This is a genomic window from Erwinia sp. V71, from assembly GCF_965644245.1.
Lineage (GTDB): Bacteria > Pseudomonadota > Gammaproteobacteria > Enterobacterales > Enterobacteriaceae > Erwinia.
Genome location: NZ_CBFFRK010000155.1, coordinates 1 through 9,946, shown reverse-complemented (window position 1 = coordinate 9,946; position 9,946 = coordinate 1). Strand labels below are relative to the sequence as shown.

Annotated in this window: 7 protein-coding genes and 2 pseudogenes; all 9 read right to left on the bottom strand. The window is 50.0% G+C overall.

Going from position 1 to position 9,946, the window contains the following annotated elements; genetic code table 11:
• Positions 1 to 10 precede the first annotated feature (10 nt).
• A pseudogene (locus ACSZO1_RS20465) lies at positions 11 to 244 on the bottom strand (integrase core domain-containing protein); the annotation flags it as partial.
• Positions 245 to 444: 200 nt separating this feature from the next.
• A pseudogene (locus ACSZO1_RS20460) lies at positions 445 to 657 on the bottom strand (type I phosphomannose isomerase catalytic subunit); the annotation flags it as partial.
• A 32-nt stretch (positions 658 to 689) separates the two neighbouring features.
• Positions 690 to 1,604: an ROK family protein gene (locus ACSZO1_RS20455; protein ID WP_437615943.1), complete on the bottom strand. Its 915-nt coding sequence runs from the start codon at positions 1,602 to 1,604 to the stop codon at positions 690 to 692.
• Between the two features lie 121 nt (positions 1,605 to 1,725).
• Positions 1,726 to 2,904 carry a carbohydrate porin gene (locus ACSZO1_RS20450; protein ID WP_437615941.1) on the bottom strand — a complete coding sequence of 393 codons (1,179 nt, stop codon included), beginning with the start codon at positions 2,902 to 2,904 and terminating at the stop codon, positions 1,726 to 1,728.
• 74 nt (positions 2,905 to 2,978) lie between these two features.
• The gene (locus tag ACSZO1_RS20445) at positions 2,979 to 4,889 is read right to left on the bottom strand and encodes a BglG family transcription antiterminator (protein WP_437615939.1); all 1,911 of its coding nucleotides are present in this window, start codon (positions 4,887 to 4,889) and stop codon (positions 2,979 to 2,981) included.
• A gap of 10 nt (positions 4,890 to 4,899) precedes the next feature.
• Positions 4,900 to 7,533, bottom strand: a complete 2,634-nt coding sequence (gene mngB / locus ACSZO1_RS20440; protein ID WP_437615938.1) for a mannosylglycerate hydrolase — start codon at positions 7,531 to 7,533, stop codon at positions 4,900 to 4,902.
• 134 nt (positions 7,534 to 7,667) lie between these two features.
• A complete protein-coding gene (locus tag ACSZO1_RS20435; RefSeq protein ID WP_437615936.1) occupies positions 7,668 to 8,774 on the bottom strand; it encodes a PTS fructose transporter subunit IIC in 1,107 nt (368 codons plus the stop codon).
• Positions 8,775 to 8,787: 13 nt separating this feature from the next.
• Complete coding sequence (locus ACSZO1_RS20430) at positions 8,788 to 9,111, bottom strand: PTS fructose transporter subunit IIB (RefSeq protein ID WP_437615934.1); 324 nt, start codon at positions 9,109 to 9,111, stop codon at positions 8,788 to 8,790.
• Entirely contained in the window at positions 9,108 to 9,569 is a 462-nt protein-coding gene (locus tag ACSZO1_RS20425) for a PTS sugar transporter subunit IIA (RefSeq protein ID WP_437615932.1), read from the bottom strand. Before ACSZO1_RS20425 ends, ACSZO1_RS20430 begins: the two co-directional genes overlap by 4 nt.
• Between the last annotated feature and the right edge of the window lie 377 nt (positions 9,570 to 9,946).

The following is a 9,946-nucleotide window of genomic DNA, read 5'->3' as shown; positions in this document are numbered from 1 at the left end:
GCAGGATAGCTTATCGGTAGCTAACCGTCCCTCCATCCACATGACCAAGCGTTGCACTTATTATCTGAATTCGCGGACACCTTTTATCACTTAACCCATTACGGGTCCGATGCCGCAGATATTCACGCGGCGAGCGGTATCCCAGCGCACTATGAGGATGCCATTCGTTATAGTGTTCGAACGCTTCCGCAAGGTTCTTCACTGCCGTCAACCCGTCAGGTTTCGGCATGATACTGATATAGTTGAGCATAAATTGGGTGAGTTCACGCAAAAAGTCTTCACCACCGGATTGCATCAGTGTATTACTGAATGTCATGCTGGCTGTCAGCCATCGGTTTGTTCCTTTTAAGATAATTGTCTGATTAACCATTACTTTACCGGATAAGCCGATGGTTCTCACCATCCTGCCGAATTTACACCACGTCCGTGGACTCTACCCCCGGCAAAACGTTCTGCCACCGCCTCACCCAGCCAGTGACGCGGATCGGCGGCAATCACCTCAGCAAGCGAGCAAACCTCTCCTCCCTGCAGGGTGATGCGGGAGCTACTTTTCGGGTGCGCCCCCATCCACAGCTCGGCCATCGGCTGCTGTGTCTGGTTCGACATACCGTACAGCTCGCTTAACGCCGCTTTACTGCCCCAGGCATAGTGCTGCACGGTGTTATATCAGTTTGTACATTGCGCCTCCGTTATTGCACATTTGCCCGCACCGCCAGCCATGCCGCACCACGCATCCCGCTGCTGTCACCATGCACCGCTTTAACCACCGGCGTCAGGAACTGGTCGGTAAAGACCAGCGGCGCAATGTCATGCTCAATACCGTCGAGCAAAATGGGTTCATTCGACAAACCGCCACCAATGACAATGATGTGCGGGTCGATAATGTTTACCACCGTGGCCAGCAAGCGGGCCAGTTGATGGCGAAAACGTGCAACCTGCTCACGCGCGTGCACCTGCCCCTTTTTTGCCAGATGCAAAATCTCTGGTGCGCTTCGCTTCTCGCCGAAAAGTAGGTAATAGCGCTCAGCCAGCCCGGTGCCGGAGACAAAAGATTCCGTACAGTTGGTCTTTCCGCAGTAGCATTTTACCTCCGGGCCGTCCCGCAGGAGGCTGTAACCGGGGAGGGTAATATGGCCGCACTCTGCGGCATTGCCCCATGCGCCGGTAAACGCGCGCTGCTGGAGTGCAATCCCACCGCCGCAGCCAGTGCCGAGCGTCAGGCCGAACACCACGTCGTGCCCCTGCCCCGCACCATCACAGGCTTCCGACAAGGCAAAACAGTTGGCGTCATTGGCAATGATCACCGCAGAGCCAAGGCGGGCTTGCAGATCCGATTGCAGATCCTGCCCATTCAGCACTAGGATATTGGAATTTTTAATTTTGCCATCAATCGGTGATACGCTGCCCGGTAGCGCCATGCCAATCGCCACGGGTTCATCCACTGCCTGTTTAATTTCGCAAATAAACCGCGCCAGCCCGTCAATAAACGCCGCGTAAGATTCTTTCGCAGTCTGCGTACGATAACGGCCAAACTCTTTGCCTTCGGCATTCATTACCACGGCGGCCATTTTTGTCCCTCCAATATCCAGTCCCAAATTCAACATCGCGCCCCCTGAAAGAAAATAGAAATAAAATGAGCCTGCCTTTCATGCCAGTTAAAATAATGGCAAAGCGATGACCTGCATGTATTCATGCAGCAAACAGACTCAACAGCGACAGGTAATATTAGAAGTGATATTTAAATCTTACGCGCGCACCGTAACGGTATTTATCATCATGATCATGATATTCATCCGCACTGATGCGTGACCAATAGGTACCCAGATAAATATTAAAGTTATTCATTTCCATCACATTACGAATACGGTATGATGCGTGGATGGTATTAATGTCATACTTACCTAAAATAAAATCATTCGTGTTATTCACATCAATATTATTAATATTGAATGCTTTCACATCATTCTTCGCGTAGATATAACCCAGTTCAAAGTCATGCCACAACCCGTTGATACCGGCGCTGAAATCTTTCTCGTCGGTGGCATCCATATACGCGGTGCTCAGGTTCACAATCATCCCGCCAGTCGGGTTAGATTTTTGCCCATTCCACGTCAGCGTTGCCCCGTAGCCATTACGTTTAGACTGATCGACAAATTTACCGTCGCTCCCTGTATAGCCATAAGCATTGTTCACCACGTTACTTTCCATGGCGATAGCGGTAGTCACGTCGCCCATGGTTACGGCAATAACCGGACGCGCGTAAATGACGTTTTTCTTGTTTTCCAGCGAGTTACCATGGTAATCACTGTCTTGGAAGAGTTTGGTGCCATCGCGAGCGGTGGTGTTAACCTCGAAATAGAACGGCCCGCTCGTTTTGCTCAACTGGATAGCCCCGCCGGAGCTACGCCCGCGCCCTTCTTTCATCATGTAGATGTAGCCATAGCCGTCATCGTACAGATCGTTTGCAGTGTTGCCCGAATACTCAATGTAGGTGTCCTGGTTCAGCGGGAACATGTCATAGGCTTCGTAGCGCCCAATCTTCACCTTCCAGTCATTCTGCTGGCCGAAAAAGAAGGCCACATCATCAAGATTCATCGAGCCGGAGAGATCCGCCAGCGGCTGCACAGAAAAGCCGGCGAATTTGTTATTGGCCGCCGTACGGTAGCCATCCAGGCCAATAAGGATACGGCCATTCACATCCCAACGCTCAGAGTCACCGGCTTTCCAGTCTTTACCGCTACTGGTTTTCAACGAGGTGAGCTGTCCTGTGCGGCTGGCACCGTCCACATTAAATTCAACGTCACCATACAGTTTCAGGCTGCCTTCCGGGGTATCAAAATTCACGCCAGAGATAGCCGGAGTGGATAAAATGAATAACGCACAGAGGTAATTTCTATACTTCAAGATAAACTCCTTTGCTATTTTAAATGTGTAAAGCTAAGAATTGTAAAAGGCATATTAATACGTACAAGCTGCTCTTATAAAAAATATTTTTGTGAAAGAGAAATGAATTCAGGGTAATTTGCACACTGACTTAAACTATCAATAATATTATCATCGAGAATATTGGTCAGATAATCGTAAATCAGCATGCTGCCGACAAATTCATCTTCACTGATCGCGAGCATAAAGACTAACTTCACATTTTTACCCAAATCCCACTCAATACCTTCCGGAAAAATAGCGACAGTCACCATCGTACTTAATGCCATCAGACCGAGAGGATGCGGAATCGCAATTTTATCATCGAGTAATGTTGACGCACGGGCTTCGCGCTCCAGTACCGCCCATAAATAATGCTCATCCACTCTACCTTTCTGTGCTAGTTGCGCAGAGAGAAAGTTAATCAATGATTCTTTGGTGTGCACATTACTGTCGAAAATAAAAAAGTGATCCGCAGAAAAATAGTTGACCATCGCCTCTGGCGGTGAATTTTCGGCGGCTAAAAAGTACTTCATGTTTTCCAGCTGCCAGCGTTCCGGCAGCGCCGGCAAGGTAATGACCCGCTTGTTCTTCTCTTCAATCGCCACCAGGCTGATGACAATGCTCTCTTCCACCTCCAGCATCGCTTTATATTGCTCAACGGAAATACATTTCGAAATCGCGATGGTCGGGTACATTCTGACGATCTTTTGGCAGACGATACGGGTAGAGGCGCCCCCCTGATCACTGACCACCAGCGCGCTGATATTTTTCCCTTCATCCTTGAGATAGGTATCTTCGAGGATCGCACCAATGTGCATCACCAGATAACCAATCTCATCGTCGCTTATCTTAGCAGAGAAAAAGTGCTCCAGTTCACTAAACGCCGCCAGCGTCATCTCATACATCAGAGGATAATGACGCTTAATTTGCTCAATCAGCGGGTTAATAATGGTGATGCCGTTATTCACCCGAATGCGCATTGCCTTGATGTGATTGAGCAAATTTTTGCGCGACAGCTCGTCGTAGCTCACATCGCAAAACCAAGAGGCGCTGACGTAACTTAAAAAGTGGTTCATCACGGTGCGTTCAGTATCGCACTGTCCATAGTCGTCCACATGCTCCATTGGCGCGGCGCAAAACGCAGCAAGGTTCATCGCCATATAATCCATTTCGCTTTGCGGCACGTTCACAACCGCATCTGGCAGCAGCGTATGCAGAATATCACTGGCGACCGTTTTCCACTGTGCCGCACAGCCGTCGAGCTCATAATCCAGCAGCCAGTTACCACGGCCGATGCGTTCGCGGGTGATACCGCAAATCAGTGTTAAAAAGCGCAGATTTACGTCGCTAACCACAAAACCGTGATTAACAAAGTAGTGGCTCAGCGACTGCTTCATATCGGAAAACACCGCCGCTGAACCGAAGATATCGTGGTAATCGTTTTCGGCCTCTTTCGAACGCAACAGGTGATCGTAGATACAGCGGCGAAAGGCGATTTCGCTGCCTACCAGTTTCAGCTTGTCTGCACTTTCCGAGGCGATCACAAGGTCATACAGGGCAAAATGACGCTTGAGCAAGGCAACATCGTTTCGCAAGCTGTAGATACTGATAAACCACGTCGCCTCAAGCTCCTCCAGTGAAATTCCGGCGACCTGGCATAACAACGCCGTTAACAGCGCCCGGCGACGTTCCGCGGTCGAGCGAGTCTCTTTCCAAGGGCGCTGCGAATGTTCCAGCAAAATGTTAAGTCCTGCCGGGTTATCCACCTGTATTGAAAAGCCTTTCTTTCGATCGTAAATGAGACTGTTACCCTGCGTAGCGATAAGGTCGCTAAGCTCTTTCAAATCGCTGCGGATCGTCCGCGTCGACACATTCATCTCTTTTGCAAGAGAGGCCTGGGTGACGTTTCCTTCCGCAATCTGCACGAAAATATCTCTGACGCGTTTGTTGGTGAACAGTCTCATTTTTCTCTCTTTATTCTCTTTCTACGTACAGGGTCTGAACATCATTTGGCTTGAGGAACGGCCTTTTCAGCATAGCGGTGTGCTCATCGAGCATCACGAAATGCGCCTTCTCCAGAGCAGGGATCATGGCCTGTGCCTCGAGGTTCGGGTTGTAGAGGCGCACAATCAGCCCGTTCCCTTGCTCTGCACATTTAACCACGCTGGCTAACGCATCACCTGCCCCGGACGGTAGTGTCAGCACGCTGTGCTGCTGCGGCCAAGTGCGCACTTCATCGCTCAGGCAGAAACGCAGGCGGCCATTGAGGAAATCACTATCCTGATATACCGGGAAGGTAGTCAGAAAGGCTTTCGACACGCGGGCATGTTGCGCCTCATCAAACGTCCCGATGTACAGACGCCAGCCAAAGGCGAAGGACAATGGCCCCAGAAGCTGTGCGTCCGGCGTTTCAACCACCGATTCGCCCGATGCGCGGCCAGGGCGGTATAACAGGTTCTCTTTTCCCATAAAGCCAAAGGTGCGGAACAGGGTCAGGGCGATGGTGTCGAAGTTATCGCCCACGATTTCATACTCGCGTACCCCTTTGGTGTGCAGCGTGAAGCCGTGCTTATCGTCATGCAGGTTGACGTAGCTTTGCATCGGTTCGATGGAAATCGGTTTTTCATGCCAGTTTTCCTCCTCCCAGACGCGCAGCGCATTACTCAACTGCACCGGACGGCTCACGACGCCAAACAGTTGATCTGCATAGGACATGTTGGCCATGATGTCGGTCGCGAAATGCACGCACAGCCGGTGGCTCAGCACGTTGTTTCCGACATCCACGCTAAAGCGGATCATGTCGTCATTTTGCAGCGTCACGCTCACCCTCAGCGTCAACTCACCAGAGGTCACACCACGGGATCGCTCATCAAGATTGCCCGGCACGGCCAGCACGTAATCCAGTTGCAGCGACTGATTGAGCGCGTTTTTGCGACAACGCGCCTGCGTCAGGCAGCCTTCGGAGGTGATAAACATGTCACCACGTGGCGGCGAATAGTTATAGGAGTCGCCGTCATCACCATTTTCCACAAACAGCATCTGGCGAGTGTAACGTTTGCCGGCAGTTTTGTGGGTGATGGCCAGCAGGCCGTTCTCTTCCACTTCAATACGGTAGAAGGCATTCTCGATAACCGACACCTCGTCAGCTTCTGGCTTGCTTTCGCCGTCGGCGGAAAAATCAAGATACCAGCGGGTATAGCCAAGTGCAGGCAATTCGCTGCAACCCACGGTCAGGGTCGTGCGCCAGACCTGTTCCGGCTTGTGCCAGGCTTTGCCTGGGTCTAGGCGGATCGTTTGATTCAGCACGTAGTCGGTAAGCTCTTTTTGCTCATCAATAACATAGGGTAACGCCTTGCCCTGAGCGTCGCGCAGGGTAAACGGAATGCCCGGTAGCCACGCTTCGAAGGTCACCTGCGGGGCGGCGGTATTGGTTAACGGATTGAAAACGGTGAAAGTATAATCGTGCTCTCTCGGGATACGAATACTTATCAGCCGGGTGTGCAACTCAAGTAAATTCACCGCTAGGTCACGCGCCTGCTTATAGCGGAAGAAAACGTCCTGGTTGGTGTCATCGCTGTTACAACCGCCAATGCTGTCGTGCGCCGCGTTATAGAACATCAGCTTCCAGATATCCGCAATCGCCCGTGCAGGGTAGTCATGCCCCAAGCTGCGACCGATCGCCAGTATCGGCTCCAAGGTATTCACGAGCAGCGCTTCAATCTCGTTATTCAGCAGCTTAAGATCGGCACGACAGGAGAAAATCGACTTGTGCACACGCGAGTGCTTCGCCTCGGTCAGTTCGCCCTGTAACACACGCACATCGGACGTCGCCTCCTTTTCCAGCGCTTCCAGGAAGGCCAGCGGGCTGCTGATATGGTAGTACCGTGCATCATCACATGCGTTAAATTGCCTCACCAGAGCCGGTAAGTTTTCGCGAACCGGAGCCTGGTCGAAGCCGTGCGGATAGAGCAGATGCTCCCGGCTACTGCGGGCTTCAATCGGTGCCATTTTACCGTCTAGAAAGGCCTTCATGGTTTCCGGTGTTTCATCGATCAGGCCCCCAAAGTGATAGCCCCACGGCATCTGTACGGCGAAGACGCGATCGCCATTGTCTCCCTGCCAGACAAACTCGGTCTCATGCAGGGAGTTGTCGGCAATCCCACGCCAGAACAGGGCGTGGTGAATGCCGAACTGGCGGTAGATCTGTGGCATGTTGCCGCCCTGACCAAAACAGTCAGGGACATAGCCGAGCAGCATCGCATTACCGGCATCTGCCGCTACTTTCATGCCGTAGTAGAGGTTACGTACCACCGACTCCTGGTGGATCACCAGTTGATCGGTTTGCGTGTACCACGGACCGGTGAGCAGACGTTTTTCAGCAATTAATTTGAATAATATGTCACGGTCTTCTGGTGCCCATTGCAGATAGCTTTCAATTAACGCACTTTGCGCATCCAAGAGGTAGCAGGGAAAATCATCATTATTCGCCAGAATACGGATCACGTTTTTAATATGGTTAAACAGATAAATACGTGAGCGTGATGATGTAAAGTACCACTCCTGATCCCAATGAGTATGACTGTAAATATGTATGGTTTTTGATTTCATACAACTTCTCCCATTACGCAATTTGCTATACCCAGAATACTTCGAGTTGCAGGAGCCAGTGAACTCAAGTCAATTGTAGGGATAGGTTGTTTAAGCACTACCATCCTGTATCTTGAAGTTACTTGGGTATAAAATTAATCAAATTTTATCTCAATCTCTTCTGCCGGGTCTTTATCGCTGGATTTCAGGCCAGATTCATCGTCATTGAAATTCACCAGCATATTGGCACCGAAGGCAATAACCGCTGTTCCCACTAATGCACCGATGAAATAAGCCCAAGGATTACCGACGGTAAAGCCACCATACAACCCACCTAACGGCGGCATAACGGGATAGGCTTTTAGCAGCGCCACAGTGACCGAACCCAGCGCCCCTGCCAGTACATTCAGTGGAATTAAACGGGCCGGGTTTTTCAGCGTAAACGGAATAGCCCCTTCGGAGATGCCAAGAATCCCCATAATGACTGAGCCATTACCCGCTTCTTTCAGCGTCTGGTTAAAATTATCCGGGCGTAAAAAACGCGCAGCGGCATAACCTAGCGGGGGAATAATGATCGCGACGTTAACCAGAATAGCAGGCAGATACACACCACTTAAAAACAGGACATTACCCGTTCCCCATGCCGCTTTATTTACCGGTCCACCGAGATCAAAACAGATCATGCCACCAAGCACAGCAGCCAGTAATACAGTGCTGGTGCCGTCTTCGGTCATGCGTTGCACCCAAGCCATCAGTGATGTATTAAGCCAGCTCAATACATCACCGAGTAACAGCAGCATGATGACAACCTGCAGTCCTACGGTAATAAAGGGCATTATAATTAACGGTACAGATGAAGCCGCCGAACCGTTAATCTGGATTTTGCGTGAGACCCACTCAGAAGAATAACCCGCCAGCAGGCCTCCGATAGCCGCCCCGAGGAAGCCAGAGCCAGTCACTGAGGCAATAAGCCCGGCAGTGAAACCAGCCGCCAGCCCTTTTTTACCCGCAACTGAATATGCCACATAGGCACCGAGAACATAGTTCATCAAGCCTATTATTTTAAAGCCAATATCTTGGGTAAGGTACAGCCAGTTTGTCAGGCCGTCGCTGTGGGCGAAGGCATCCAGATTAGACTCACCCACCGCCAGACCGATAATTTTGGCGACCGCTACCATCAGGGAGCCGGCAATAATGACAGGCAGAGCAAAGGAAATACCTGTCATAAGATGATTCTTTATATCTACCATTATTTTTTTCATGAAATCACCAGGGTTATTTATTCCGACGAGCCTCAACGGCGGCAACGCATTTGGTAATAACATCAGACGCATGGCTAACACATTGACCAATTTTGACGCGAATAATGATCTTCCCGGCAAAACGGTCTTCTTCTTCAATGGAGCGGTCAGCGGCAATTAATACGAAATCTGCAGCGGCAATCTCTTCCGGGGAAATTTTATTCATGATGCCCATGGCACCCTGCTGTTCAATTTTTACCTGGTGACCCAAGCGTGCCCCTTCTTTTTCGAGAGACTTGGCCGCCATTGGCGTATGCGCTAATCCGGCAATACAGGATGTGACTCCAACGATATTCATACTTCCTCCTCAATTGTGATGCGTGACTTCATATACTGAAATAATTTGTCCTCATCATTAACGGCGAATAATTGATCTCTGAATTCGTCATCAATAATTTGACTGGCGAGGCTATTGATGATTTGCAAATGCAGCACTTTGGCACCCGATTCAGGCACCAGCAGGCCGAAAATAATTTGCACCGGCTGGTCATCTAGGCTTTCCCAGTCGATAGGTTTAGCCAAGCGAATAAAAATGACACCGGCCTCTTTCACGTTAGCCGTTTTGGCATGCGGAATAGCAATCTGATTTTCAAAACCCGTGGAGTATTGATTTTCACGTTCCCACAAATCAGCTTCGATGGTATCGCTATTGTCGGCCCATCCCTGCGCTACGGCATGTAATGCCAGAAAACGGAAGATCTCCTTCTTATCCTGAAATTGTTGGTCTAAGAAAATACTTTCTCGCGCAATCAGCATATACCTACATCCTCATTCGCATATTTCTTCAATTGAGTTACGTGAGATACTAAGCGTAATTTTGTCACTGTGCAGACAGGCAATTTCCGCCTCCAACAGGAAACGCGTTCTACGTGAGGGAAGAAAATAGCGAGGCAGATCAAAAAGGCGGTTACTTTGTGAATCAGATCATGTTTTAACGCGGAAATTTGGTCATTTTTAAGCGAGAATCTGTGACAGAAAAGTTTTTGGCGGATTCAAGTTCGAACTGCAACGCTATTAAATACCATTAAATCGCACCTTCCTTAATGAGTTCGGTTAAACGGCGGATTCAAGTTCGAAGTGCAACGCTAAGCCGCCTGTCTTAACTCTGCAAAGACCACTGAAGGCTGCCGGAA